This window comes from Pseudoalteromonas sp. SCSIO 43088 (assembly GCF_023650795.1).
In the GTDB taxonomy this organism is placed as follows: domain Bacteria; phylum Pseudomonadota; class Gammaproteobacteria; order Enterobacterales; family Alteromonadaceae; genus Pseudoalteromonas; species Pseudoalteromonas shioyasakiensis.
Genome location: NZ_CP072675.1, coordinates 3,574,458 through 3,601,276, shown reverse-complemented (window position 1 = coordinate 3,601,276; position 26,819 = coordinate 3,574,458). Strand labels below are relative to the sequence as shown.

The 26,819-nt window shown below is 42.2% G+C and carries 19 protein-coding genes; 12 read left to right on the top strand and 7 right to left on the bottom strand.

Going from position 1 to position 26,819, the window contains the following annotated elements; translation table 11 throughout:
• Window positions 1-50 precede the first annotated feature (50 nt).
• Window positions 51-2,603, top strand: coding sequence for a M14 metallopeptidase family protein (locus J8Z28_RS16575; protein ID WP_062564791.1), 2,553 nt, complete (start codon window positions 51-53; stop codon window positions 2,601-2,603).
• Between the two features lie 6 nt (window positions 2,604-2,609).
• Here the strand turns inward: J8Z28_RS16575 and J8Z28_RS16570 are convergent, their stop codons facing one another.
• Window positions 2,610-3,326, bottom strand: coding sequence for a ComF family protein (locus tag J8Z28_RS16570; protein WP_062564792.1), 717 nt, complete (start codon window positions 3,324-3,326; stop codon window positions 2,610-2,612).
• A gap of 58 nt (window positions 3,327-3,384) precedes the next feature.
• On the opposite strand from J8Z28_RS16570, the gene bioH reads away from it, so the two are divergent.
• From bioH to J8Z28_RS16545, 5 genes are all read left to right on the top strand, one after another.
• Window positions 3,385-4,122 (top strand): pimeloyl-ACP methyl ester esterase BioH, encoded by a 738-nt coding sequence (gene bioH, locus J8Z28_RS16565; protein WP_062564825.1) that lies wholly within the window; start codon window positions 3,385-3,387, stop codon window positions 4,120-4,122.
• 101 nt (window positions 4,123-4,223) lie between these two features.
• Window positions 4,224-4,532: a hypothetical protein gene (locus J8Z28_RS16560; protein WP_054554434.1), complete on the top strand. Its 309-nt coding sequence runs from the start codon at window positions 4,224-4,226 to the stop codon at window positions 4,530-4,532.
• A 5-nt stretch (window positions 4,533-4,537) separates the two neighbouring features.
• A complete protein-coding gene (locus J8Z28_RS16555) occupies window positions 4,538-5,404 on the top strand; it encodes a putative metalloprotease CJM1_0395 family protein (RefSeq protein ID WP_062564793.1) in 867 nt (288 codons plus the stop codon).
• Between the two features lie 207 nt (window positions 5,405-5,611).
• Complete coding sequence (locus tag J8Z28_RS16550) at window positions 5,612-6,343, top strand: outer membrane beta-barrel protein (protein ID WP_062564794.1); 732 nt, start codon at window positions 5,612-5,614, stop codon at window positions 6,341-6,343.
• A gap of 279 nt (window positions 6,344-6,622) precedes the next feature.
• Complete coding sequence (locus J8Z28_RS16545; protein ID WP_250659682.1) at window positions 6,623-11,653, top strand: S8 family serine peptidase; 5,031 nt, start codon at window positions 6,623-6,625, stop codon at window positions 11,651-11,653.
• A 122-nt stretch (window positions 11,654-11,775) separates the two neighbouring features.
• On the opposite strand, the gene J8Z28_RS16540 is transcribed toward J8Z28_RS16545, so the two are convergent.
• The 4 genes from J8Z28_RS16540 to greB form a co-directional block, all read right to left on the bottom strand.
• Entirely contained in the window at window positions 11,776-14,091 is a 2,316-nt protein-coding gene (locus J8Z28_RS16540) for a Tex family protein (RefSeq protein ID WP_062564796.1), read from the bottom strand.
• Between the two features lie 135 nt (window positions 14,092-14,226).
• Window positions 14,227-14,808: a CBS domain-containing protein gene (locus J8Z28_RS16535; RefSeq protein WP_062564797.1), complete on the bottom strand. Its 582-nt coding sequence runs from the start codon at window positions 14,806-14,808 to the stop codon at window positions 14,227-14,229.
• A gap of 49 nt (window positions 14,809-14,857) precedes the next feature.
• Window positions 14,858-15,163, bottom strand: a complete 306-nt coding sequence (locus tag J8Z28_RS16530) for a hypothetical protein (RefSeq protein ID WP_062564798.1) — start codon at window positions 15,161-15,163, stop codon at window positions 14,858-14,860.
• Between the two features lie 114 nt (window positions 15,164-15,277).
• A complete protein-coding gene (greB, locus tag J8Z28_RS16525; protein ID WP_054562853.1) occupies window positions 15,278-15,760 on the bottom strand; it encodes a transcription elongation factor GreB in 483 nt (160 codons plus the stop codon).
• A gap of 166 nt (window positions 15,761-15,926) precedes the next feature.
• Here greB and ompR point away from each other — a divergent pair, with 166 nt between their 5' ends.
• Window positions 15,927-16,646 (top strand): osmolarity response regulator transcription factor OmpR, encoded by a 720-nt coding sequence (gene ompR / locus J8Z28_RS16520; RefSeq protein WP_054554428.1) that lies wholly within the window; start codon window positions 15,927-15,929, stop codon window positions 16,644-16,646.
• A gap of 5 nt (window positions 16,647-16,651) precedes the next feature.
• Window positions 16,652-17,947 (top strand): two-component system sensor histidine kinase EnvZ, encoded by a 1,296-nt coding sequence (gene envZ / locus J8Z28_RS16515; protein WP_054562852.1) that lies wholly within the window; start codon window positions 16,652-16,654, stop codon window positions 17,945-17,947.
• 152 nt (window positions 17,948-18,099) lie between these two features.
• Here the strand turns inward: envZ and J8Z28_RS16510 are convergent, their stop codons facing one another.
• Window positions 18,100-20,142: a glycoside hydrolase family 97 protein gene (locus tag J8Z28_RS16510; RefSeq protein ID WP_062564799.1), complete on the bottom strand. Its 2,043-nt coding sequence runs from the start codon at window positions 20,140-20,142 to the stop codon at window positions 18,100-18,102.
• 160 nt (window positions 20,143-20,302) lie between these two features.
• Between J8Z28_RS16510 and J8Z28_RS16505 the strand changes: the two genes are divergently transcribed.
• From J8Z28_RS16505 to J8Z28_RS16495, 3 genes are all read left to right on the top strand, one after another.
• Window positions 20,303-20,920: a methylamine utilization protein gene (locus J8Z28_RS16505; protein ID WP_062564800.1), complete on the top strand. Its 618-nt coding sequence runs from the start codon at window positions 20,303-20,305 to the stop codon at window positions 20,918-20,920.
• Window positions 20,907-22,136, top strand: a complete 1,230-nt coding sequence (locus tag J8Z28_RS16500) for a hypothetical protein (RefSeq protein WP_062564801.1) — start codon at window positions 20,907-20,909, stop codon at window positions 22,134-22,136. Before J8Z28_RS16505 ends, J8Z28_RS16500 begins: the two co-directional genes overlap by 14 nt.
• 74 nt (window positions 22,137-22,210) lie before the next feature.
• Window positions 22,211-23,812 (top strand): methyl-accepting chemotaxis protein, encoded by a 1,602-nt coding sequence (locus tag J8Z28_RS16495; protein WP_062564802.1) that lies wholly within the window; start codon window positions 22,211-22,213, stop codon window positions 23,810-23,812.
• A 55-nt stretch (window positions 23,813-23,867) separates the two neighbouring features.
• Here the strand turns inward: J8Z28_RS16495 and speE are convergent, their stop codons facing one another.
• On the bottom strand, window positions 23,868-24,731 hold the full coding sequence (gene speE, locus J8Z28_RS16490) for a polyamine aminopropyltransferase (RefSeq protein ID WP_062564803.1): 864 nt from the start codon (window positions 24,729-24,731) through the stop codon (window positions 23,868-23,870).
• 198 nt (window positions 24,732-24,929) lie between these two features.
• Between speE and speA the strand changes: the two genes are divergently transcribed.
• Window positions 24,930-26,810, top strand: coding sequence for a biosynthetic arginine decarboxylase (speA, locus tag J8Z28_RS16485; RefSeq protein WP_062564826.1), 1,881 nt, complete (start codon window positions 24,930-24,932; stop codon window positions 26,808-26,810).
• The last annotated feature ends 9 nt before the right edge of the window (window positions 26,811-26,819 follow it).

Here is a 26,819-nt window from a genome sequence, read left to right as displayed (position 1 = left end):
ATTTTATCGAATGGTAGCGTTAAAACATCAAATAATTACGGGTGCTATCTATGCGTTTCATAATAACAATATTAACCATGCTAGTGAGCGTCAGCGCATTAGCAAAACCTCTTTCTTATTACTTTGAACAAGATGTGAAATTTGACCCAAGTATTCCGACCCCTGAACAGGTGCTAGGCTACGAAGTGGGTGAGTGGCATGTACGTCACGATCAACTTGTGCAATATATGCAAATTCTTGCTGAAAAAAGTGACCGAATGAATTTTAAAGTAATCGGTCGCACTCATGAGCAGCGTCCACTGGTGATGCTAACGGTTACAGCGTCCGACAAACTTGGTCAAGTTGAGCAAATCCGCAAGGCGCATTTAGCTCGCCTAAATGGTGGGGAAAGTGACTCAAGCAAACAGCCAGCGGTTGTTTGGATGGGTTACAGTGTTCACGGTAATGAATCATCAGGCAGCAACGCATCGCTTCTCGTTGCTTATTACCTTGCAGCTGCACAGGGGCCAGAAATCGATGCCTTACTTAACAACACGGTTATTTTACTCGACCCATCATTAAACCCTGATGGCTTAGCGCGTTTTGCAAATTGGGCAAACAGCAACCGTGGCATGAAGTTATCATCAGATCCACAAACTCGCGAGCATATCGAAAGTTGGCCAAGCAGTCGTACTAACCATTACTTGTTTGATTTAAACCGTGACTGGTTGTTACTGCAGCACCCTGAATCGCGTGCGCGTATTGCACAGTTTCACCAATGGAAACCGAATATCCTAACTGACTTTCATGAAATGGGCCCAAACAGCACTTACTTTTTCCAACCAGGGATCCCAACTCGTAAGCACCCAATCACGCCTGAAGAAAATGTCACGCTGACTAAAGCAATTGCAAACTATCATGCAAAAACACTTGATGAGCACAATGCACTTTACTTCACAGAAGAAAGCTTTGATGACTTTTACTATGGTAAAGGCTCAACTTACCCAGACGTAAATGGCGGTGTAGGCATCTTATTTGAACAAGCGAGCTCGCGTGGTCACTTACAAGAAACTATTAACGGCCCGTTAAGCTTCCCGTTTACGATTAAAAATCAGTTATTAACAAGCTTATCGACGTTCCAAGCGGCGATTGATAACCGTACAGACTTACTTGATTATCAAGCAAAATTTTACAACAAAGCAGTTGATCTTGCTGGTGATGAAGACTTTAAAGGGTATGTTGTCAAAGGCGGCGCTGATCAAAGCCGCATGCAATACTTCCTTGATTTACTTAGACAACATCAAATCAATGCGTACATGTTAGAAGAGCCGCTAAAAGTAAACGGTCAAAGCTTTTCTGAGCAGAGCTATTATGTGCCATTAGCACAGCCACAATTTCGTTTAATTAAAGCGATTTTCAGTGAGCAACAGCGTTTTGTTGATAATACCTTTTATGATGTATCTGGCTGGACACTTGCTCATGCCTTCAACCTAGAATTTGCAAAGGTAAGCAGCAACTGGGGCTTAAATGTGGCTAAAATGCCTTGGCAACAAAGTGTTAAGTCAAGCTTTGCAGCATTACCGCAAAGCTATGCCTATGCATTTAAATGGGATGATTACCTAGCGCCAAAAATGCTTAATAGCTTGCTTGAACAAGGTGTGAAAGCACGCGTGGCATTAAGCCCACTTACAGCAAAAACGCCATCAGGTGAAATAGCTTTTGAACCAGGTAGTATTCTTGTTCCTGCTGGTCTGCAAACTGATAGCAACTGGGTTAGTTATTTAAACCAAGCACAGAATGAGTTTGGCATTGAAATTACGCCAATTAGTTCGGGCCTCACGGTTAAAGGTGCTGATTTAGGTTCTCGTGCAATGGCGGTTGTGAAAGCGCCTAAAGTATTACTCGTGGGTGGTCAAGGAACTAGCCAGTATGAGCTTGGTGAAGTGTGGTATTACTTAGATCGTTTTGTAGGCACCGCGCCAAGCATTATCGAAATGGAGCGCTTAGGTAACATCGACCTTGAAAACTACAGCCATATTATTTTAGCGCACGGAAATTTCAATCGCCTTGATGATGCGACTAAAGTTGCTATTAAGTCGTGGGTTCGTAAAGGCGGTGTTATTTGGGGTCATAAAGGTGGTGCTAAGTTCTTAGCTGATCAGCAGCTACTAAAAGCAAACTACTTATCTCGTCGCGATGTAGCCAGTGCCTTTGATACAACAGGACTTACTTATGCTGATAAAGATGACTTAGCTGGTCGTCAGCGTATTGCCGGTGCAATTTTTGATACCTCAGTGGATTTATCTCACCCACTTACGTATTCGCTTAACCGTAATACATTACCTGTATTTAAGAATAGCACTTGGCTACTTGAGAAGTCAGATGCCCCATTTGTTAATGTGCTTACTTACACAGATAAACCGCTTCTAGCTGGCTTTACTGATGACGTAAATGTAGAGCAAGTCGCGGGCGCGGCAGGCCTCATTGCGCATTCATATGGCAAAGGCAGTGTGATAGGCATGACAGATAACCCTGTATTCCGTGGTTACTGGTACGGCACGAGTCGATTACTAAGCAATGCCTTATTTTTTGGTAATGCCTTTCATGCCTCTGGTGATAAGTAATCACAATTAATCATAATGCAGGTTGCCTAACCCCGTTAGGCAAGTGAGCATAGCCCATACTTGCTTTGCCCCTGCATGTTTTATGGCTTCTGTCGCAGCATTTATGGTTGCGCCAGAGGTCATCACATCATCAATAATCGCCACGGTTTTTCCTGTTAAATCTTGCTGACAAACAAAGGCATTTTGTAGATTTTTAACTCTCTTCGCTTTACTTAACTGTGATTGCGCTTTGGTTGCTTTTTGCTTGTAAAGAGCTGAGCTAACAGTACATTGCTGGTTTTTCAAAACAGGCAGCCAAGTTTGGCTTACCTGATTAAAGCCGCGCGCTAAAAAGCGTTGATTATGCAGTGGTAGCACAATAAAAAGATCGGGCCAACTTGAATTAACTTGATGAGCTAATTGCAGCTGCCTCTGTATTACTTGTTGTAGCGCCACACGAAAATACTGCTGGTCATTAAACTTCAATTGCTTGAGCCAAAGTTTAAAAGGCGCTTGATACCAAGCACAGGCAATTAAATGATCAAAATTACTATCAGGAAATACATCACAGATATCTGGTCGGTGTAATAAATTTGGATGGTGTGTAAGGTCAAATAAATTAAGGTCATCTAAACAATACTGACACAAAGCTTGATCAGCCTGTATGTGATTCTGGCAGCTAATGCAAAAGTTGGGGAATAGTGCGTCTAGCCCTAGTTTTAAGGCATGAGGTAAGTGAGACATTGCATTCATTCCTTTAAACGCTATTATGAGCGCTAAGTGTGGTTGGGAAATACAAAATATGCAAAATGATATGGTGCTATTACATGGCTGGGGAATGAACCAAGGGGTTTGGCAAGTGATCAAACCTGAGCTTGAGTTTTTTCATGATGGTGAAGTCCGATGCCTTGATTTACCTGGCTTTGGTAACGCGCAGTCAATCCCTACACCTTACACTTTGCATGCTGCAGCTGAGCAATTAAGTACACAGCTAAATGAAGAGTCTATTCTTATTGGCTGGTCGTTGGGCGGGCTTTTGGCCTTGTATATTGCAGCACATTGGCCTGACAAAGTAGCAAAGGTTGTGTTGGTTGCCTCAACGCCTTTTTTTGCGCAAACCGACGAGTGGCCAGGTATTAAACCTGACGTATTGAACGCATTTAAAGATCAGCTGGTTAGCCATAGAGAAAAAACGATAGAACGGTTTTTGGCGATACAAGCGATGGGCAGTGAATCAGCACGGGATGATATTAAGCAATTAAAAGCACTTTTAAACCAATACCCTGCGCCTCAAGAGCAAGCTTTAAGTGCGGGCTTAGACATTTTACAGCAGGATGATTTACGTGAGCTATTCGCTAACCTTAGCGTACCTGTACGTGGTATTTTCGGTCGCTTAGATTCATTAGTACCTTATCGCGCGATTGAAAAAATGCATGCCTTACAACCTCAGTTTGAATATGAAGTTTTAGATAAGGCCTCACACGCGCCTTTTATTTCACATAAAGCGGCATTTATATCAGCACTGAAATCAATGTGTTAAGCAAAACTCGCTGAGAGGCCAGAAAAATAGCGGGATTTAGCTTTATTTTGCTCGTTTTATGAGCGATACTTAACGGGTAGATCTCACTGTTGGAGGGTGTTATGCCAATCAGTTCTGTTTTTAATAATGCGGTAGAAGGTTATAACCGTGCAAGCCAAGGTATCGAAAAGGCGAGCGCTGAGATTAGCCGTGCCTCAATTGATCAGCAAGATGATGCCCAATTAGCTCAACAACGCCAATTACAAGCGGCAACTCCAAATGAAGCTGTAACTCCGCCAGTTTCACAACCCGCCCCAATCGATGAGTCGCTTGTTAATTTAAAAGTTGAAGAGTTTAATGCAAAAGCCAATATCAACACGATTCAGACTGCTGATGAAGTGCTCGGTACATTAATAGATATTAAAGTTTAGTACTTATGAATATCGTCACTCCGTTTCCTTCGATTAATATCAACACAGCGAATGTGCACACCGAAAGTGCTCGCCGTGATAATCAGTTACGTGAAGTGATCCCGCCTCCTGCTGCTACCAAGCCGAGTAACGCAGAAAATAAAACCCTGAATGATGGCGACAAAACCAAGCAGCCAGGTTCTGAGGCTGGTACCTATGATGCTAAAGGTCGTCTAGCTGAAGACAAGGTGATTGAAGAACGTCAGCAAGGTGGTGAGCAGGGTGAGCCTGAACAATCAGAGCAAGAACAGCAAGAAGCTAAACAAGAGCAGCAAAAAGAGCAAAAGGTTGCTGAGCAAGAGCAACAAGACGCTGAGCAAATTAAAGAGCTAAAAGCCCGAGATACCGAAGTGCGTATTCATGAACAAGCGCATGCAACCGTAGGGGGGCAATATGCTGGCTCGCCAAGCTATGAGTATCAACGCGGCCCTGATGGTACAAACTATGCCGTGGGCGGCGAGGTGCAAATTGACGTTGCTGAAATTAAAGGCGACCCAAAAGCTACAATCGAAAAAATGCAGACGGTGCGTGCAGCTGCGCTTGCACCACAAGAGCCTTCAAGTGCTGACCGCTCAATTGCTGCCGATGCCACACAAAAGCTTATGGCAGCGCAAGCTGAGCTTGCCAGTCAATCAGCTGATGGCGATGCTGACTCAGGCAAATCGACTTTCAAAATAAACAGTGAGTATGCCGAAGATAGCGCTACTCAAACCAGCGAAACTAAAACAGCCAAGCGTGATGTTGAAGTAGACGAGCGTGCAGCGCGTATTGCTAATTTTTATCAAGCAGCTACTTCGCCCACTAACCAAAACCAGTTCTCTGCCTTTATTTAACTAATATCAATTAACAGTATCAGTTAATCACTTTGTGGTTAAAACTTGTCGCTAACGAAGTTTAAATACTACATAACTACTCACTTAATTTATTAATTACTCTAACAGTTTCTTACATTTAGACTACAAAAACGAATATTGTTTCCATTGCGGGTCCTTACTCGCTTTGGTAGATTGTCCACGATTTATAATTAGGATGATTAAACAATGAAATACACTCTTCTTGCTTGCGCATTATCACTTGCTTCTACCGCTGTCATGGCAGAAAACACCTCGCCTCTAAGCTATGACTTTGTTGAAGCAGGATATAAAAAGACAGAAATTGATGGCTTAGATGAGCGATCTCTTAAAGGTTATGGCTTTAATTTCAGTAAGCAGTTTGCTGAGAATTGGTATGTTACAGGTCATTATTCAATTTTAAATGATGATGTGACTGCAACGAATGAATTCAATGGCTCAGGTGTTTACGATAGCAATGATAATTATTTAGGTGATACTGTCATAGCTTATACTTTCGATTATGATATTGATATGACGTGTTACGAAATTGGTTTAGGTTATATTTATTCGCTATCCGATCGCACTAAAGTTGATTTTTCAGCAAAGATTGGCCAGTTAAAGAGAGAAATTGACCTTAATGTTAAAGAAGTTGTCTCATACCAAGATCAAGTTTTTAATAGCTTTTCAGAGAATCACTCAAATTCAGAAACCGCAGATATTTTGTCTGCTAACGCGCAAATCAGACATCTATTAACTGATTCATTTGAGATCAACGCTGGCGTTGGCTACGAGCGTTTGCACGACGAAGAGAGCGAAAATAATGCTGTATTTCATGTAGGGGCAAACTATGCCTTTACACCAGCTTGGCTGATAAGCGCAAGCTATCGTGATGCAAATGATTACTCAGACCTTGCACTTTCGGTTCGTTATAACTTCTAATTTTTTAGCAGCTAGGGATGCCTTTCCCTAGCTGTTTTCACTACTCACTTTGTTTCTGTAATCGTATTTTGTACAAAACGCTACATTTTGTATAAATATCCTGCAATGCGTTTGTTTTTACCGCTCTGGTGTTTATTTAATGTTAATTTTGTGTCTCAAGTGTGTACAGGTCGGTTTGACCATGTAACCCCCCCTCTGTATATGTTTGCCTGCTAAATAATTTAGTGTGTCAGCTCAAGCAATTTATGAGCTGTTTAGAATTAAATCAGTGGGAATCATATGCAACCTTGCAATAAGAAAATCGCACACTTGAAGAAAAGTTCAGTAGCCGTACTTACAGCCTTGTATGTTGGTGCTACAGGCTATGCTGCGGCAGAGCCTGGCTTTAACAAAGTGTCAGATAAAGGCTTTTATCAGCCAACATTTACAGCTGAAGATATCGCGAATTATCAACAAGAAAAACAAATCGAAGATCATCCAAGCTTACTCAAAGGGAGTGCTCAACGCTTAAACCAGCACTATCAAAGTCAGCAGCCGGAACATGTTTTTCAACCTCAAGATGGGGTGACAGGCATTCAAACTTACATTGTGCAAATGCATGATGAGCCTGTGGCAAGTTATCAAGGTGATATTCAAGGTTTCAGCGCTACAGCTATTACTGAATCTCGCTCTTTAATGGTTAAAGAGCGTATTGATACAGCGTCGCAAAGTGTGCGCGCGTATCAAGGTTTTTTAAAGCAACGTCAAACAGCAGTATTAAGTAAGGCGCGTGCAATAGGTGCCAATATTGCGATTAAAAAGCAATTTACTCTTGCAAATAACGCGGTAGTGGTCGAAATGACACAAGCTGATGCAGAGCTACTTGCGACACAATCAGGCGTAAAGCGTATTACTCCTAACCGCATTTTTGAATTACGCACAGACCGTGGTCCTGAGTTTATTGGTGCTGATCAATTATGGCAGGGTGCAACACCGGCTTCATCGGTAGGTGTTAAAGGTGAAGGTATGGTTGTAGGTATTATTGATACAGGTATCAATACAGACCATCCAGCATTTGCTAGCGACGAACAATACAGTGAGAAAAATCCACTAGGTGCAGGTAACTTTGTAGGCGACTGTGAGGAAGAACCTGAGCTATGTAATGATAAGCTAATTGGTGTTCGCTCATACCCAGAAATCACTGCAATGAATGCTGATTATCAATTTGCACGTGCAGATCGCCGTCCTGAAAATGGTGAAGACTACAATGGTCACGGTTCTCACACAGCAAGCACTACGGCGGGTAATTACATCGAAAACACACCGCTTCAAGCTGCAACCGGTGAGAAAGTAAGTGATGGTGAAAACTTACCATTTACGTTTGAAAGTACCAGTGGTGTGGCACCTCGTGCGCACATTATTTCGTACCAAGTGTGTTATGCAGGAAACTCAGGTGATCTATATTCTGGCTGTCCTGAGTCAGCTATCTTATCCGCATTTGAAGATGCAATTGAAGATGGTGTAGATGCAATCAACTTCTCAATTGGTGGTGGTGAAAGCTTCCCGTGGGAAGACCCAATGGAAATGGCTTTCTTAAGTGCGCGTGAAGCAGGTATTTCAGTAGCAGCAGCAGCGGGTAACTCAGGCCCATATTATATGTCTGCGGATCATACTTCGCCTTGGGTAACCACAGTAGGTGCATCAACCCATGATCGTGTAATGGACCTAGGTGCTAAAACCATCAATAACTTCCAAGGCACTCGCGCGCCTTTTGCTGGTGAGTATACAGGTAAGAGTTTCTCTGGCGGTATCACAGGTGAAGTTGTACTTGCTGAAAAATACGATGACCCGAATGAAAGTGATGATTACGATGCTGCAAGTTGTAATGCCCCTTTCCCAGCAGGCACGTTTACGGCTGACCAAATTGTAGTATGTTTACGTGGTGACATTGCGCGTGTCGACAAAGCAAAGAACGTGGCAGCTGGTGGAGCAGGTGGCTTCATTTTGCAAAACATTAGCTCGACAGAAAACATTGTTGCTGATAACTATGTGATCCCAGGTATTCACTTACCAGCCAATGCACGCTATACAATTCGTAATTGGGTTAATGCTAACCCAGATGGCGCTGCTATTGCGACAATAGGCGAGCCAGAAAATAACTATTCATTTGATGAAGAAGCAGGTAATCAACTTGCTATCTTTAGTTCTATGGGGCCAAGTTATTACATCAATAACCTTGTTCCAGATGTGACGGCACCAGGTGTGGATATTTACGCAGCGAATGCTGATGACCAACCATTTACAGCTAACCCTCGTGCATCTGATTGGACTTTCATGAGTGGTACTTCAATGGCTACGCCGCATGTTACTGGTGCAATGACGCTACTTATGCAAATGCACCCTGATTGGACGCCTGCAGAAATTCAATCAGCACTAATGATGACTGCGAACAAAGTACGTATTTCTAACGGCGTTACTTTAATTGACCCATACTACAACTTCATGGCTGGTGGCGGTGCGATTGACGTAGCACAAGCTGCCAATGCGGGTCTTATCATGGATGAGACTATTGAAAACTATCATGATGCGAACCCGCGCAATGGTGGTTTAGTAGAGTGGCTTAACCTACCTTCGTTAGTTAACCAAGACTGCGAACTTGAATGTACGTGGATGCGTACAGTTAAGGCAACAAAAGATGGTACTTGGGATGCAACTGCTTATGGTTGGGCTGTTGAAGGTGAAGAAGAAAGCTTTGGTGTAGAAGTTAGCGTAACACCAAGTAATTTCACACTTCAAGCTGGTGAAACACAGGATGTGATGGTTACTATGAAGTTGCCAAATATCATCGAATCTAAGCTTGATCCTGTTGAAGAAGGTGCACCTTGGGACAATATCTTAAATAAAGATGCTTGGTTCAACGGTAAAGTGTTATTCAAGAACACTAATGGCGACTCGCCTGATGCTCATTTCACATTAGTTGCGAAAAACGTCATTGATGAGCTACCAACCATGGTTGATATCGATATGGCACGTGCAAGTGCATCAGAATCAATCGTTGTTAATACCGATAGCTACAGTGAATTTACGCCGACTTATTATGGTCTAGTAAAACCAACAGAAGTTACCGCAAATATCTTAGGTGTTGCACCTTATGTGACAAAAGACCGCGTTGAAAAAGCGTGGGATATCCAGGCATTTGAAGTACCAGAAGGTACAAAACGCTTAATGGTTAAAGTTGCATCTACCGAGCAAACTACAGATTTAGAAGATCTTGCTGAGCCTCGCTGGCAAATGAAAAAAGCACACTTGGTTGTGGGTTATGATGCTAATGAAAGCGGCTCATTCATGGTGTCTGATGAAGAGATTGCGGAAGATTCTACTGCACTGATCAAAGCGCTTAATGAGGAAATGATTTGTTATTCTTCAAGTAGTGTTGAAGATAACTACTGTAACATTATTGACCCTAAGCCTGGTAAATACTGGTTTGCGACCGCAGCGCTTGCGGGTGCTCGTGATGTTGGCTATCAAACTGTCACACATTATGCGATTGTTAAAGAGCAAAATACCGGTGAATTCAGTGTATCAGCGCCACAGCAGCACAGCGGCAATGGTAACTATGAAATTGCTGTAAATTGGGATTTACCAGATGCGCAACCGAATGATGTTTATTATGGCGGCTTTGCATTAGGTAATGCTGCGGGAGCTGAAGGCACCCTTGGTTTCACATCGGTTAATTTAAAGCGTGATGCAGAAGCACTTACTTTAAATGTTGACCAAGACACTGCTCGCGCTATGGACCTAGTTAACGTTAATGTAAAACTTAAAGCCAACTATGAATCTAAAGCGCGTGACTATTCATTGTCTTTGACGATTCCTGATGGCATGCAAGTTTGGCCTGAAACGCTAACTTCAAACAATGAAGAAGTTGCAGCTTCGTTAGTTGTAGAAGGCAACACGTTAACTATTCAAGGTACACAAGACGCAACGCGTAACGTACAACGTGATTATGTGGTAACTAACAACATCACTAATGAGATGTGTAAAACGCCAATGATTGATGAATTCTCGACAGGAGGATATATCGATTTATGGGGTGATTTCCGCATTCAACCTGAAGCTGCTTGGTATGAAGGTGGCTCAAATGTGTACTTTGATGTGCCAATTGATTGGTTATTCTATAAAGAGGGTGCGAAGTTTGAAATTTACAACCAAGTAAATAATAACGAAGTACGTTTACACCCAACAGGTGCAATGCAGTTCACACCTATTTGGTGGATGATGAGTGCACACCGCGGTCCTGGTTTCTTAGTTGAAGCATTGGCACCATTCTGGCGTGGTTCGTTTGAAATCGAAAATCTTCGCCATCCAACGGATCCAACAGGTCTAACGATTGCTTCTCAGTATAAAGAAGAGCGTCCTGACTTAGGTGATCTCGTATTCATGGAATTCGATAATGTGACTGATAAATACACAGGCGACACGTTTGACTATGAAGTGATTTTACGTAGTGGTATCGATGACCATGAAGGTATGTTCGAAGCTATTTTTGCTTACGATAACCTAGGCGCAGGTGTTGATGAAGGGACTATCTTTATTGAAGGTGGTGATAGTGTTTACTCTACAACTGCCGGCTTTAAAGACGGTGCATTAAGCAATGTGGTTGGTTATGACGACCTTGGCAAGATCTTACAAGATGACTTAGTGATCTGTTTTGATTATGTTGGCCCAGAGCAAAGTGAAGTTGAGTTTAACTTTACTGCTACGGTTATGCCTGATGCGAAAGGTTCTGTGCAAGATATCACCCTTGATTACCAACTAGGTAGCCAAGAAGGTGGCTCGTTAATGCACTCAATCGGCGTACAAAGCAACCTGAAAATGAGCGACATCGCTGATATGACGGTAGCAGAAAATGGCCGTATCGATGGTGTTGATGTGATGGTTGTTGATGCAGACCAGTCGCCAAATGAATTAGTGGTAACCGGTGAGAATGTTACGGCTGAAGTTGACGGAATGTCGTTTAACTTAATCCCTGATGCACATTTCCATGGTGAAACAATGGTGACTGTTACAGTACAAGACAAAGCAAACCCAGCAGACAAAGTAAGCAAAGAATTCTTGCTTATGGTTGAGTCTGATGGTGTAGAGCTCGGCTGTACTGATGCTGCTGCAACTAACTATGATGCGACTGCGAATGAAGATGATGGTAGCTGTGAATTCGCTTCACAAGTAACACCAGAAACTGAAGCTGAAACAAAGAGCTCTTCAAGCGGCTCATTAGGTCACTTCATTGTGTTACTCCTGCCATTACTTGCACTTCGTCGTCGTAAGTAATAGCGATAAAGGCTCAGTTTATTGAGCCTTTCATAGCAACGAGACTGATTAAATTGCTATACAAATAAAAAACCGCGTAAGTTTACACTTACGCGGTTTTTTCGACTTATGCCTACAGCCTATTATTTTTTCACTTTTGCATTGGCAAATGCATCTGCAAAGGCATTACCCATGGCAACATTGCCAAATTCGCGTTTTTGCTTAGGTGCGCTTTTCGCTTTCGCAGCTGGCTTAGGTTTGCTAGCGGGTGCAGCTTTATTGCTAGTATCAACATCATCGTCTAAACGCATGGTAAAGCTAATACGTTTACGCGCAGCATCTACTTCAACTACTTTTACTTTTACAATATCGCCAGCTTTAACCACTTCACGTGGGTCAGAAATAAACTTGTTAGTAATCGCAGAAATATGCACTAAACCATCTTGGTGTACGCCCACATCAACGAAGGCACCAAAGTTAGCAACGTTAGACACTACACCTTCTAAAATCATACCTGGTTTTAGGTCGTTAATGGTTTCAACACCGGCTTTAAATTCAGCTGTTTTAAACTCAGGACGCGGGTCACGACCCGGTTTATCAAGTTCTTTGATAATGTCGGTAACCGTTGGTAAACCAAATTTTTCGTCTGTGTAGTCGTTTGCAACGAGCTTATTTAGGATGTCAGAGTTACCAATTAGGCTGTTTACATCTAAGCTGTTCTTCTCGCAGATACGCTTAACAACCGGGTAGGCTTCAGGGTGAACTGACGAGTTATCAAGAGGATCTGAGCCTGTGCTGATACGTAAGAAACCGGCAGCTTGTTCAAAGGCTTTAGGCCCTAAACGTTCAACTTTTTTAAGTTCAGAGCGTTTGCTAAATGAGCCATTCGCATCACGGTAGCTAACGATATTTTGTGCTAACGTTTTGTTTAAGCCAGATACGCGAGTAAGTAGTGGCACTGACGCCATATTTAGGTCTACACCTACTGAGTTTACACAGTCTTCAACCACTGATGTTAGCGTTTGACCAAGTTGGCTTTGCGATACATCGTGCTGATATTGACCTACACCGATTGATTTAGGCTCAATTTTTACCAGCTCAGCAAGTGGATCTTGTAAGCGGCGTGCAATAGACACAGCACCACGTAGTGAAACATCAAGGTTAGGGAATTCATTAGCGGCAAACTCAGATGCCGAATAAACAGAAGCGCCTGCTTCACTAACCATCACTTTATTAAGTTTAAGCTCAGTGTTGGCTTTAATCAGTTCAGCTACTAATTTGTCAGATTCACGTGAAGCGGTACCATTACCAATAGCGATTAGCTCAACTTTATGCTGGCGGCATAATTGCTCAAGAGTACGAAGCGATTTATCCCAATGATTTTGTGGTGCGTGCGGGAAAATCGTTTGTGTTGTTAACAGCTTGCCTGTGCTATCTACAACAGCAATTTTACAACCAGTACGTAAACCAGGATCTAGACCTAACGTGGTACGTGGACCTGCTGGAGCGGCCATTAATAAATCTTTTAAGTTCTTAGCAAAAACGTCAATTGCGCCGGTTTCTGCTTTTTCGCGCATTGCACCTAAAAATTCATTCTCAAGGTGAAGGCTTAACTTAATTTTCCATGCCCATTGCACTACGCCCATTAACCAACTGCTTGCAGCAGAATTGCTAACATCTAAGCGATAATGATCGGCAACCATTTGTGCACACACTTGCGCCGGGTTTTCTGCGCTTGGCTCAGGGTTGATACTAAGTTGTAATACGCCTTCATTACGAGCACGCAGCATAGCAAGTGCACGGTGTGATGGTACTTTTTTAAGCGGTTCTTGATGCTCAAAGTAGTCGCGGTACTTTACGCCTTCATTTTCTTGACCAGCGATTACAGTACTTTCAATTTGACCATGTTGTGCGATATGACTACGGAATTTAGCTAGCAGTTTGGCGTCTTCAGCAAAGCGTTCCATTAAGATAAATTTAGCGCCATCTAGCACTGCTTTATTATCTGCAAAGCCTGCATCAGCATTTATGTATTCATTTGCTTGTTTTTCAGGGTCGAGACTTGGGTCGTTAAATAGCGCATCGGCAAGCGGCTCAATACCCGCTTCAATGGCAATTTGCCCTTTTGTACGACGTTTAGGTTTGAAAGGCAGATATAAATCTTCAAGCTCAGTTTTACTGTCAGCGTTATTAATATCAGCACTTAGTTCGGCTGTTAGCTTGCCTTGCTCTTCAATAGTATTAAGGATAAAGCTACGGCGTTCTTCTAATTCACGTAAATACGATAAGCGCTGTTCAAGTAAACGTAGTTGCGTGTCATCTAAGCCACCAGTTACTTCTTTACGATAACGGGCGATAAAAGGAACTGTGGCACCTTCATCAAGTAATTTGATTGCAGCAACAACCTGTGGTTGCTGGGCACTTAGCTCTGTTGCTAAGCGTGCAGAGATATTGCTCATGCATAAACCTTTTTAAAAATAGAAAATCAGTAAAACTGAAGATTAATTGCCTGAATAATATCACAATAAGAAGGCCTTAAAAGCACTGCTTTTAAGGCCTGCAAAAATAGTCTTACACAACGCAGATTTTAACGCTTAGTGCGGGTGATCAACCTGCTGTAATACTTCGCTAAAGCCATTAGCAATTGGGTTGATATTAACAGGGATATGTAATTTTTTAGCGATCTCTCGAGCTGAAATCAAACCACATATTTCTTGTTTAGCACTGGTTACTAATAAGAACATCATACCTTGGTGTTCCATGGTTTGCAGTGCATCGCCAATACTTGCGTAGCTGATACTTTGTAGGCTCACACCAGCTAAGCTGCTAAGTGGCGTCATTACATCGTGTAAGGTAATTTCGTCACGGTGTAAGTTCAAGCGCTGTGCAAGGATCATAATTTTTGAGCTTTGCAGATCAGCACTAGAGGTGATACCGAGTAGTTTATCTTCGCTATCAACCACTAAAATAAAATCTGAGCAACAGCTATTTGTTTGCTTTAAAGCATCAACAATAGTGGTGCCGTAATGTGCACGTAAAGGGTCTTTTTTAGTAAAGCTATTAAGTACTTTTAAAGCTGGAGAAGTGAGATCTAGTGTTGGCTCAACTTCATTCACTGCATTAGATAATGCGCCATTAGAGATATCTTGAAGACGTAATTCTTTGAAATTATTCATTTTGGTCACCATACATTTTAATAAAACTGAAATAGAAAATTTGAGTTAATTAAAAAGCAGGTGGCCCTCGCTGGTGCGCGCTATAAACAGACACCTTATTACAAGGGTGAACATACGAAACCACACGTGCATTTGGCAGTGGTTGGGCTACATTAGCAATGAACGCAGGAGTATGTTTATCGAGGTCGGTATCTAAGTTGGCAGGGTCTGCACTATCACACGCAATAAAGTGAGCGGTTGGCGTAACACTGTCTGAATGGCTTTCTATATCACTGGCGTAAGATATCAAACTCACACTAATTAATAGTGCGAATACAATGGCATTACTCATTATGCGTTGTATTGCGTTTGACATACTTACTACCTTCTAAAACTCAAGTAATGATTTATCTTGAGTACCTTTAGTTATAGATCACATTTTTAGACTAAACAATCACTAATTAACGCTTTCTGAATTTTCTGGCAAAAATTATTTCGCATCCGGATAAGTTATCTCGTTGATATACCATTCTTTTGCGCCTTCAGGCGTGTTCACCGAAAAATCATCATCAACCTGTTTGCCAAGTAGCGCTCGAGCCATAGGTGCATCAATCGAAATGTAATCTTTGCGCTCGTAAATTTCGTCGGGGCCGACAATACGAAAGCGCTTTGTTTCGCCTTGCTCATTCTCAATTTCGACCCAAGCACCAAAAAACACTTTTCCCGCTTGCTGTGGGTTGTAGTCAACAATTTTAAGATCTGGCATGCGTTTACGAAGATAGCGTACACGGCGATCTATCTGTCGTAAAACTCGCTTATTAAATTGATAATCTGCGTTTTCTGAACGGTCGCCTAAGCTTGCTGCCCAAGTAACAATTTTGGTAATTTCAGGACGTTTTTCATGCCATAAATAATCATGTTCTTGTTGTAATTGCTGATACCCTTCTCGGGTTATTAAATTTGTCTTTGCCATTTTATTCAGCCTAAAAAGAAAACCAGCCGCAAGGTATAAAAGTCTTTTACCTTTGTCGAGTGGGATTTTGAAATGTTCAGTAACAATCTAAGCGCGTAATTCGTTTTTTATTCTTAACTTTTTCATTTATATTAATAAGTAACATATTACAAAAAGAATGAAAGTTATGGGACACGAAACGACAAAAGTATTGGTTGTTGATGACGATATGCGCTTACGTAGCTTGCTAGAGCGTTACCTTGTAGAACAAGGCTTTATTGTTCGCTCAGCAGCAAATTCAGAGCAGATGGATCGCTTATTAGAGCGCGAGAACTTCCACTTGATTGTATTAGATTTAATGTTACCAGGTGAAGATGGGTTATCAATTTGCCGTCGTTTACGCCAAAAAGAAAATGACATTCCAATTGTAATGCTTACAGCCAAAGGCGATGAAGTTGACCGTATAATCGGTTTAGAGCTTGGTGCTGATGATTACATTCCTAAACCATTCAACCCACGTGAACTGTTAGCGCGTATTAAAGCAATTTTACGTCGTCGTGCTAAAGAAGTGCCTGGTGCGCCTGCTGCCGAAGAAAACGAAATTAGCTTTGGCGACTTCACGCTAAACCTTGCGACCCGCGAAATGAGCCATGGTGATAAAACAATGTCGTTAACCAGTGGTGAGTTTGCGGTATTAAAAGCGTTAGTGACTCATCCACGTGAACCGCTTAGTCGCGATAAACTGATGAACTTAGCGCGTGGCCGAGATTACAGTGCGCTTGAGCGCAGTATCGATGTTCAGGTTTCACGCTTACGCCGTATGATTGAAGTGGATGCTGCTAATCCTCGTTATATACAAACAGTATGGGGCTTAGGCTACGTATTTGTGCCAGACGGTGAAAAATAACAGTAATGGGCATGTTTCCACGTAGTGCGTTTGGACAAACGGTATTTTTGGTTGCAGCCCTGCTGTTAATCAATCAAATTGTCTCTTATATCACGGTTAGTTTTTATGTTGTTAAACCAACTATAGAACAAGTAAACCTGATCCTATCTAAACAGGTGAAAACCGTGTTTATCGAATGGGAAGAAGGGGTTGAGGTAAGCAAAGAAGCCTCAGATAAGTTTTTTGAGATCACCGGTATCGAAGTGATGACCCAGCGCCAAGCGATGAGTGAAGGGTTGGCTGAAACTCGTGAGTACTCGATGCTTTCGCGCAGTATGTCGAAAGAGCTCAATGGCTCTGCTCGAGTACGTATTAGCCAAACCGATCCACTTGTTTATTGGGTTGAAGCACCGCAAGCACCGGGTTATTGGGTGCGTGTGCCGCTCACCGGCCTGCAAGAAAACAACTTAAAGTTCTTAACCTTTTATTTATCGAGTATTGGCTTTTTAAGTGTACTCGGTGGGTGGTTGTTTGCCCGTCATCTAAATAGACCTTTAAAAGCATTGCAACAAGCAGCTGTGAAAGTAGGGGTGGGTGACTTTTCTACCAAATTAGAAGAACAAGGCTCTACTGAAGTTATTGAAGTAACCCGTGCGTTTAATCAAATGTCGCGTGGTATTGCAGCTCTTGAGAATGACCGTCGGTTATTAATGGCAGGTGTTTCCCATGACCTACGTACGCCGCTTACACGTATTCGCCTTGCCACCGAAATGATGTCGGACGATGAAGATTACCTGCGTGAAGGGATCATTCATGATATTGAAGACATGAATGCCATTATTGACCAATTCATTGAATATTTACGCCATCACAAACGTGAAGAACTTGAGCTAGAAGACTTAAACGCGATTGTTTCAGAAGTTGTCGAAGCAGAACAAAAACATCACCGCACTATTACCTTTAAAGAGAATCCAAGCTTAAGCGAAGTGCCAGTGAGTATGGTAGCAATAAAGCGTGTTGTTACTAATATGATTGAAAACGCAATTCGCTATTCAGATGGTGATATAGAGGTTGAAACCCGCGTGAGCAGTAATAAAAAGTTTGCCATGGTCGTGGTTAACGATCACGGCCCGGGGATCCCAGAAAGCGAACTTGAAACTGTATTTGAACCGTTTAAACAAGGTGATGCCGCTCGCGGTAGCGAAGGCAGTGGCTTAGGCCTTGCGATAATTAAACGTATTGTCGATATGCACGGCGGCCGAGTACAACTACTTAATCGCCCAGAGGGAGGCCTCAGCGCACAAATCTATTTGCCTTTTTAAAAGTATTTAGCTTTAAGCCTTAAGCTATAAGTTTCAAGCAGCCCGAGTGGGCTGCTTTTTTATGGCAATAAAAAAACGCGACATCAAATGCCGCGCTTTTCATAATTTTTTAGCAACTAGCAACTAGCAACTAGCAACTAGCAACTAGCAGCTTAGATTGCTTTAAATCGAATCGCTGTGCCGCCGCTGGTGGCAAGCTTTAACGTTAGCTTATCATCAGCAGTCACTATGCGTTTTTCTACTTTTAAGTCGTAAGGGTTATTTACCCATTCAGCTTTGTCACCGTCACGGTAGATTTGCGCTTCAAACTTTTTACCTTTATCTAAGAAGTCTAACTTCACTTCTAAAGTGCGAGCTTTTTCGTCTGTAACAGCACCTAGATACCAGTCGTTACCTGAGTATTGATCACGCTTGCGTTCTTTACGCGCAAATACAACGAAATCGCCAACTTCACCTTGTAGTGCAATACTTTGTTGCCAATCAGTTGGTACATCCTGAATAAACTGGAATGCATCTGGCTTCGCTAAATAATTACGTGGTAAATCTGCCGCCATTTGAATTGGGCTGTACATTACAACGTATAGCGCTAATTGCTTCGCAAGGGTTGTTTGTGGGCGGTTGGTATCGGCACCTAAACCGTTAAAGCCCATATCAAAAATACCTGGCGTGAAGTCCATTGGGCCAGCAAGCATACGCGTGAAAGCAAGCATTGGAATGTGCTCTGGTGGGTTCGGCGGTGTACCCCATGCGTTAAACTCTTGACCACGGGCACCTTCTCGAGCAATCCAGTTAGGGTATGTACGACGCAGGCCGGTATCTTTTACTGGCTCATGCGTATTGACACTAATTTTATGCTTTGCAGCAAGTTTCACATTGTGTAGGTATTCATTAACCATGAACTGACCATCGTGCCATTCTTTGCGCACAATACCGTTTTCATCGATGCGCTTGATGTTACCACCGTCAGCGACATAACCTGTTTTAACTTGGCTGACATTTGATTTTTCGTATAACGCAAATGCATCTTCCATTTGGTTACGGTAGTTAGTCACGTTACCCGACGTTTCGTGGTGACCAATTAATTGTACGCCTTTTTCTTTGCCGTAACGTGTCAGCTCTTCAATATCAAAGTCGTCGTAAGGTTGTGTGAAGCTAAATACATCACCGTTATAGAACCAGTCGCCATCCCAGCCAATATTCCAACCTTCGACTAGCACACCATCGAAGCCATATTTAGCAGCGAAGTCCATGTAATATTTTGTGTTTGCAGTGGTTGCACCATGAATTTTACCGCTACCCCAAGTATTTTCATTGATGTGCATCCCCCACCAAATACCGACGTATTTACCCGGTTTAACCCAAGATACATCACCCAGTTTATTGGGTTCATTTAGGTTTAAGATGATATCTGAGTTGATTAAATCAACGGCTTCATCACCAATTTGAATTGTACGCCAAGGAGTATTAAATGCGCCTTGTTTTTTAACCGCGACACCGTCTGACCAAGGTGTTAGATCGGCTTGGAAAGTACCATCACGACGTTGATTTAAAACCATGCCTGCATAATCAACAAGGGCAGCTTCGTGAATACTGATATGCACACCCTCTTTATTTTTTATAGTAAATGGTGTGTGCACAAGTGCTGCTTTATGAAGTGGAGTGGTGTTATAAACATACTCATAACGGTTCCAACCACGAGCTGGTATCCACCATGCAGTTGCATCTGATGAATCTGTAATAGCAAACTCAGTAAGCTCTTTAGTGATTTCTACATCATCATAGCCTGCTTGCTTTGGTAATTCGTATCGAAAACCTACACCATCATTAAAAGCGCGAAAACGTACCGTAAACGTGCCACCTTGTGGTTGTGGTTTTTTAAACGTAACAGCGACTTCGTTATGGTTATCAACCACAGTTTGGCGTTCACCCCAAGGTTGCTCCCAGCTGCTTTTTACCGAATCAGTAGTTTGGCTGCTAATTTTGTAACCTTCGCTCATTGCTGGTTGTTGTTTAAAAACAAGCCCTAACGAAGAGTTAGCAATGACTTGTTTACCGGCAAAGCTGATTTCGTAGCTAGGTGTGTGTTGCTCATCTGAGATAGTTACTTTGATCTGCCCATCAGGTGAACTGACGGTTGTGGTTTGTGCTAGGCAAGTACCTGAAAAGGCTGCTAACATTAAGGCAGTTAATCGCATTGTTGTTCCTTGGCGGCTTATGGTTATGGATTGTTGTCATGTATTCACATATATCCTTAAAGCATAAAGTGACTTGCTGGTTAATACGAGAGATCTGCATACGTATTCAACAAAGTGAACGCGGCGATATCCAGCCCAGCACCTAAAAAGGTTTAGCAAAATGACAAGAATAACCCTGTTGCTACTACTATTGTTTAGTCAATGTTTATTGGCACAGCAAATACAGATAGTTGATAAGCAGAATCAACCTGTCAAAAATGCCGTGGTTTGGCTTAAAGGTTCAAAACAAGATACAGTTCTTGATAGTCATTACACGATGAGCCAAAAAAAACGTGCCTTTGTGCCTCATGTGTTGGCAGTGCCACAAGGGGCTAATGTTGAGTTTCCTAACCTTGATTCAATCATGCACCACGTTTATTCATTTTCTAAAACAAAGCAATTTGAGTTAAAGCTTTACCACGATAAACCAGAAAAACCGATTAACTTTGCACAATCGGGGGTTGTTGAGCTTGGCTGTAACATTCATGACTGGATGCTGGGTTACATTGTTGTTGTAGATGGGGGGATTTATGGGCAAACAGATGAGCAAGGTATGGTTGAGTTAAGCTTACCAGAAGGTAAGTTTACTTTGGCTGTTTGGCATGACCGCTTTAATGATATCAGCACACCAGAAACCATCGATATGACTAATAATGCCAAGCTATTGAGTTATCAGTTAAAACAAGCCTTATTACCAAAACTAGAATTAAGCAGTGACGAGTTTGATGATTATGAATAAATGGCAAGCTTTAGCACTGGTGAGTGTTTTTGGGTTGCCCGCAGTGGCATTTGCTGAGCATGATGGGCTGGTAACTGTTTCGGCTGTGCGTGGTGACCAACTAGCGAGCTATCAACGCAAAGGAATTGGCTTATACCGTTATGACCAAGAGCATGATGGTGTTGTGATATCCCAAGCTATGCTGAGTAGTCGTTTTGAGTTAACGAGTGATTGGTCTGCGCATACAGTGCTTAACGCCCATCCTGATCCTGAACTAACAGTCGGTTTTACTCAGGCTTATTTACAATATCAACCGCTCACTGCAAGTCGTTACAAATGGGCTGTTAAAGCGGGTGGCTTTTATCCAAAAATGTCACTTGAAAACCCACAAAGTGGTTGGATGTCACCTTATAACTACACTAATTCTGCTATTAATAGCTGGATTGGCGAGGAGGTGCGGGCCTTTGGTTTAGAGGCAAACATCAAGCGCCCAGGTAGAAAATTTAGAAGTAACCATAGTTTTGAAGGCTTTGCTGCGGTTTTTAAAGGTAACGATCCTGCTGGAACACTCTTGTCATGGCGAGGGTTCGCTATGCATGACAGGCAAACCACCTTTAACGAACAAATCGATTTTGCTATTCCTCATTCTTTTGAATGGACGCAGTTAGATAAGCAAGCAGAGCATGTGGAACCTTTCGAAGAAGTCGATGGGCGCTTTGGTTATTACGTCGGTGCACACTGGGATTATCAAAAAAAATCGCAATTACGTGTTTATTATTATGACAACAATGGCGATCCAGGTGCTTTGAATACCCGTACTGGTCAATATGCGTGGGATACACGCTTTTTAAGCGCGGCATGGTTGTATAAGTTTAATAAGCAAACCCGTATTATTGTGCAGATCCTTGATGGTAAAACAGCGATGGGTTCAAATCGTGGGGTAGATAATGATTTTTATAGTCATTTTGTTCTATTAAGCCACAAGTTAGACCAGCATCGTCTCACAATTAGGTATGATTATTTTAAGGTTAGCGATCATGATGATTGGCAATTTGATCCTAACCAAAGTCGTGGAGAAGCTTTAACCGCAAGTTGGCGTTATCAACTGTCGACCAAGTGGCAAGTAGGTGCTGAATATTCAGTGCTGAGCAGTGACGCTCAAAACAGACCCGGTATGGGATTTAATGAGCATAACTCGCAGCAGCAATTACAACTTTCAGCGAGCTGGCACTTTTAATTTCATACACTTTTTTAGTTTTTCTACTAACATTCTAATGAACGTGCTGATTAGAATTTGAATTAGGATAATGTATGAAGTTACAAAGCATTCGCGTCAAAAGTTCTTTGCCTATTGTGCTACTCGGCATTGCTATCGTCATTTTAATTGCCGGCTATACCTATCTAATTAACCTTCAAAAAGAAGCGATTGATGCACAGTCTGAGCGTTTCTTAAATGCGGTTTCTGTGGTTGTTAATGCTGACCGAGACCTATACCAAGCTAAAGTGGCAGAGCTGCAACTCGTTACCCAAATGAAAGGGGATAAGGGCCAACTTACTGACCATCAAGAAAATGCCGAACAGGTTAAAGACCGTTTCAAGCAGTATTTATCTTATATGTCGCCATACTCTGAGGTGACCGGTCAGTTTCGTAACTTTGATAGCGCATTTGACGCTTGGTATGCAGCATCAACAGCTCATATTAATAACCCAGCAAATGCTGCGCAACAACAAGCGTCGGAGCAAAGTTTTTCGGCACTACGTGATATTTTAGATAAAGCCGGAGAAGCGGCAGACAAAACCTCGCAAGCAGAAACTGAAAAGCTGATGGATAAAGTAATGGGCTTTAAAGTGATGCTTATGGTGATGATTGCGGTGGTTTTAGCTGTTGCTGGTTGGTTTAGTTATTTTGTGCCGCGTCAGCTTACAAAACAAATTAACTTTGTCACAGAGCGGATTAACGAGATAGCCTCTGGAGATGGTGATTTAACAGGTCGTATCAATGTTAAAACGCAAGATGAATTTGCTGAGTTAGCAACCGCATTTAATCGTTTTTTAGATAATCTGCAGCAGTTAATCAAAGATATTTTAGAGCAAGCGAAAGAGCTACATAATCTAGGTAACGACTTAGATAACTTTGCTAATCAAAACCATCAAGTTAACCAAAAGCTTAGTCAAGCTTCTGAGTCGATAGTCAGTGCTGTACATGAAATGAGTGTAGCAAGTCGCGAAGTAGCTAATGTGGCGCAAAACTCATCTCATGAAGCTGATAATTCGCAGCAGCTAGCTAAACAAGGTTTAGCTGCGGTTGATAATTCAAGCCGTAAAATTATTGCGCTATCAGACAACATGGAGCATGCCAGCCAGCGTTCAACTGAGTTGCAACAAAGCTCAGACAACATTGCTAAAGTGCTTGAAGTTATTCGTGCTATTGCCGAGCAAACTAACCTACTTGCACTGAATGCAGCAATTGAAGCTGCCCGCGCCGGAGAACAAGGGCGAGGTTTTGCGGTAGTAGCTGACGAGGTTCGTACCCTTGCAACTCGCACGCAAGAGAGTACTAATGACATTCAAACTATGGTGGAGCAGTTTGCAACCAGCGTTGAGCAGTCACTGCAAGCTATTAACAGTGGTAAGCGCTATGCCGATGAAGCCGTTGAGTCATTCACACAAACCAATGATGTGCTTAACTCAATGCAAGAGTCATCAGTTAAGGTAAATGATATGGCGATGCAGACAGCGCAAGCGACTGAAGAGCAAACTGCTGTGGCAGATGAAATTAGTCAAAATTTATCAGACCTAAATGACCAAACCCAACAAGGGGGCGGCTTAGCAAGTTCAACACAAGAAGTGGCTAATCGTATGAACCAACTCACTGATGAGCTCAATCATTTAGTGAATCGATTTAAAGTCTAATTAAAGCTAACAAAAAAGGGCTCAATGAGCCCTTTTTTACATCTAACTAAAACGCTTACTTTTTCTCAAAAGCACGTTTCATATAATTTGGTGTCGCTAATGCGCCGTGGTGAATACCTGCATTATAGTACTCTGTGCTTTGCGCCAGTGTATTTGCATCATCTTCACGAAAACCAGAGAACGCTTCTGACTTACGAGCAAGGGTTACTGACCATAAACCGCTTGGGTAAATTGGCTGTGGGAAAGGCAGCGTTTGTAGGTCAACAAAACCCACTTCTGTCATTGCATCACGCATTTCTACTAATAGTGGCATATGCATAAGTGGTGATTCACTTTGCTGAATTAAGATGCCACCCGGGCGAAGTGCAGTTAAACAGCTAGTATAGAAAGCGTGGTTGAATAAACCTTCGCCTGGGCCAACTGGATCTGTTCCATCAACAATTACTACATCGATTGATTCAGGCGCTGCTTCACGCATGTACTTGATGCCGTCGTCAAACATCACTGTTGCACGAGGATCTTGGTTTGATTCACACAGCTCAGGGAAGTATTTAAGTGACATTTGTGTCACGACTTCGTCGATATCAATTTGCGTTACGCTCTCAACACCTGGGTGTTTTAAAACTTCGCGTAAAGTACCGCAGTCACCACCACCAATGATCACAACATTTTTTGGATTTGGGTGTGCAAGCAATGCCGGATGGCTGATCATCTCGTGATAAAAAAAGTTTTCACGGCTACTTACCATAGTACAACCGTCAATAATCATCAGATTACCGAAGTCAGTTGTTTCGTACATTTCTACTTTTTGAAATGGCGATTGCTGTTCATCAAGCTTTTTAGTAATGCGTAATGAAAAGGCACTACCATCACGGTCACTAATTTCAGTGAACCAGTTGTTTTGATCTAAATTAGCCATCTTGCTTATACACTTTTGGTTAATGGTAAAAAAGGGGGGCAATTTTGCCAGTGCTTGACCAATTGCTCAATCAAATTTTAATCAGTATAGCGAATATTTTTTATCACTTTGGCATATAGCGCAATTTTTGTTAGCGTGGTCAGCCCTAGCGTATTAAAATGTGCGTTTATATTTAATGAAATTACAGAAGACATTGCCATGACTTGGGGTTTAGACAAAGCACGCGATACATACAATGTTGCTCATTGGAGTGACGGTTACTTTGACATTAACGCACAAGGTGAGCTGGTGGCTTACCCTGATGGCGATCAAACAAAAGCTGCGGTGTCTTTATCTGAACTAACCGAGCAATTCAAAAAGCAAGGTCTTACTTTACCTGTACTAGTACGCTTTACCGACATTTTACAAAATCGTGTTGATACCCTAACGAGTGCTTTTACCAAAGCCTGTAATGCCCGTGAATACCAAGGTAGTTATACCTGTGTTTACCCAATCAAGGTTAATCAGCAGCGTTCTGTGGTTAGTAAATTACTTGCCCATCCAAGTGGTTTAGTCGGCCTTGAAGCCGGCTCAAAGCCTGAGCTTATGGCGATTTTAGGTGTAGCACAAGAGCCAATTACTATTGTTTGTAATGGCTACAAAGACAGTGAGTTTTTACGTTTAGCCTGTATCGGTCAAGGCATGGGCCATAAGGTTCATATTGTTGTAGAAAAACTGTCTGAACTAACCACCTTATTGGCTGAAATTGATGACTTAGGTATTGAGCCATCAATCGGTATTCGCATTCGCTTAAACTCGGTAGGCAAAGGTAAATGGCAAAACACCGGTGGTGAAAAAGGCAAATTTGGTTTAACTGCAGGCCAAGTACTTTCTGCGGTTGAGCTACTTAAGTCACGTAATAAACTCCATTTAATGCAACTTGTGCATTTTCATATCGGCTCTCAAATTGCCAATATCCGTGATATTCATCGAGCACTGCGTGAATGTGCCCGCCATTTTGCAGAGTTAACGCAGTTAGGCGTGCCACTTAATACAGTTGATGTTGGTGGCGGTTTAGGTGTTGACTATGAAGGGTCTGGTTCACGTAGTTCGTGTTCAATGAACTACAGTGTTGATGAATATGCACGTAATGTAGTGAATGCATTTGCTGAAGTATGCCAACAACATAATCTTAAGCACCCAGCCATTATTACTGAATCTGGCCGTGCGTTAACTGCGCACCACGCAGTATTAATTACAGATGTTATTGATGTTGAGCGTGCACCTAACCATGCGAATCCAACGGCGCCTATGGCTGACAGCGTATTAGTGTTAGATGAAATGTGGCAGTGCTTACAGCGTTTAACACCACGTATGGCACTAGAAATTTATCATGATGCAATGCATCTATTTAGTGAAGCCCATGACCAATATGTGCATGGCCTACTCACTATGCTTGAATGGGCGAAGCTTGAGCAGCTGTATTTCACCATTTTACACCGCGTTCGTGCATCCCTCAGCGAAAATGCCCGTGCCCACCGTGAAGTGTTAGATGATTTAAACGAAAAGCTGGCCGATAAGCTATTCGTTAATTTCTCATTATTTCAATCACTGCCAGATGTTTGGGGGATTCAGCAACTTTTCCCTGTGATGCCAGTAGAAAACCTTCATCAGCCATTAACGCAACGCGCTATTATTCAAGACATTACCTGTGACTCTGATGGACAAATTCGTAACTATGTTGAAGGTACAGGTATTGAGAGTAGTTTACCTATTCCTGAGTACAAGCAAGGTCAGCAATACCACATTGCCATGTTCTTAGTGGGCGCGTATCAAGAAATTTTAGGTGATTTACATAACCTATTTGGCGACACAGATTCAGTGCATGTTGAGCTTACTGAAGCGGGTTACCAGCTGACTAACGCAATTAAAGGTGATAGCGTTAAGGACGTATTAAAGTTTGTTGATTATGATAGCGACATTCTTGCTGAAAACTTTGCAAAACGGGTTAACTCACTGGCAATTGATGAGCAATCTAAGGCACAATATTTGTCAGAACTAAATGCAGGCCTTGCTGGCTATACGTATTTTGAAGATTAAGCATTAAAG

What these genes read in the sequence shown, in the direction of transcription:
- J8Z28_RS16540 (WP_062564796.1), bottom strand. Translation starts at nt 14,091, where the DNA reads ATGAGCAATATCTCTGCACGCTTAGCAACAGAGCTAAGTGCCCAGCAA.
- J8Z28_RS16570 (WP_062564792.1), bottom strand. Translation starts at nt 3,326, where the DNA reads ATGTCTCACTTACCTCATGCCTTAAAACTAGGGCTAGACGCACTATTC.
- J8Z28_RS16505 (WP_062564800.1), top strand. Translation starts at nt 20,303, where the DNA reads ATGACAAGAATAACCCTGTTGCTACTACTATTGTTTAGTCAATGTTTA.
- speE (WP_062564803.1), bottom strand. Translation starts at nt 24,731, where the DNA reads ATGGCTAATTTAGATCAAAACAACTGGTTCACTGAAATTAGTGACCGT.
- J8Z28_RS16550 (WP_062564794.1), top strand. Translation starts at nt 5,612, where the DNA reads ATGAAATACACTCTTCTTGCTTGCGCATTATCACTTGCTTCTACCGCT.
- J8Z28_RS16545 (WP_250659682.1), top strand. Translation starts at nt 6,623, where the DNA reads ATGCAACCTTGCAATAAGAAAATCGCACACTTGAAGAAAAGTTCAGTA.
- speA (WP_062564826.1), top strand. Translation starts at nt 24,930, where the DNA reads ATGACTTGGGGTTTAGACAAAGCACGCGATACATACAATGTTGCTCAT.
- J8Z28_RS16560 (WP_054554434.1), top strand. Translation starts at nt 4,224, where the DNA reads ATGCCAATCAGTTCTGTTTTTAATAATGCGGTAGAAGGTTATAACCGT.
- J8Z28_RS16575 (WP_062564791.1), top strand. Translation starts at nt 51, where the DNA reads ATGCGTTTCATAATAACAATATTAACCATGCTAGTGAGCGTCAGCGCA.
- J8Z28_RS16510 (WP_062564799.1), bottom strand. Translation starts at nt 20,142, where the DNA reads ATGCGATTAACTGCCTTAATGTTAGCAGCCTTTTCAGGTACTTGCCTA.
- J8Z28_RS16555 (WP_062564793.1), top strand. Translation starts at nt 4,538, where the DNA reads ATGAATATCGTCACTCCGTTTCCTTCGATTAATATCAACACAGCGAAT.
- bioH (WP_062564825.1), top strand. Translation starts at nt 3,385, where the DNA reads ATGCAAAATGATATGGTGCTATTACATGGCTGGGGAATGAACCAAGGG.
- J8Z28_RS16495 (WP_062564802.1), top strand. Translation starts at nt 22,211, where the DNA reads ATGAAGTTACAAAGCATTCGCGTCAAAAGTTCTTTGCCTATTGTGCTA.
- greB (WP_054562853.1), bottom strand. Translation starts at nt 15,760, where the DNA reads ATGGCAAAGACAAATTTAATAACCCGAGAAGGGTATCAGCAATTACAA.
- J8Z28_RS16500 (WP_062564801.1), top strand. Translation starts at nt 20,907, where the DNA reads ATGATTATGAATAAATGGCAAGCTTTAGCACTGGTGAGTGTTTTTGGG.
- envZ (WP_054562852.1), top strand. Translation starts at nt 16,652, where the DNA reads ATGGGCATGTTTCCACGTAGTGCGTTTGGACAAACGGTATTTTTGGTT.
- ompR (WP_054554428.1), top strand. Translation starts at nt 15,927, where the DNA reads ATGGGACACGAAACGACAAAAGTATTGGTTGTTGATGACGATATGCGC.
- J8Z28_RS16535 (WP_062564797.1), bottom strand. Translation starts at nt 14,808, where the DNA reads ATGAATAATTTCAAAGAATTACGTCTTCAAGATATCTCTAATGGCGCA.
- J8Z28_RS16530 (WP_062564798.1), bottom strand. Translation starts at nt 15,163, where the DNA reads ATGTCAAACGCAATACAACGCATAATGAGTAATGCCATTGTATTCGCA.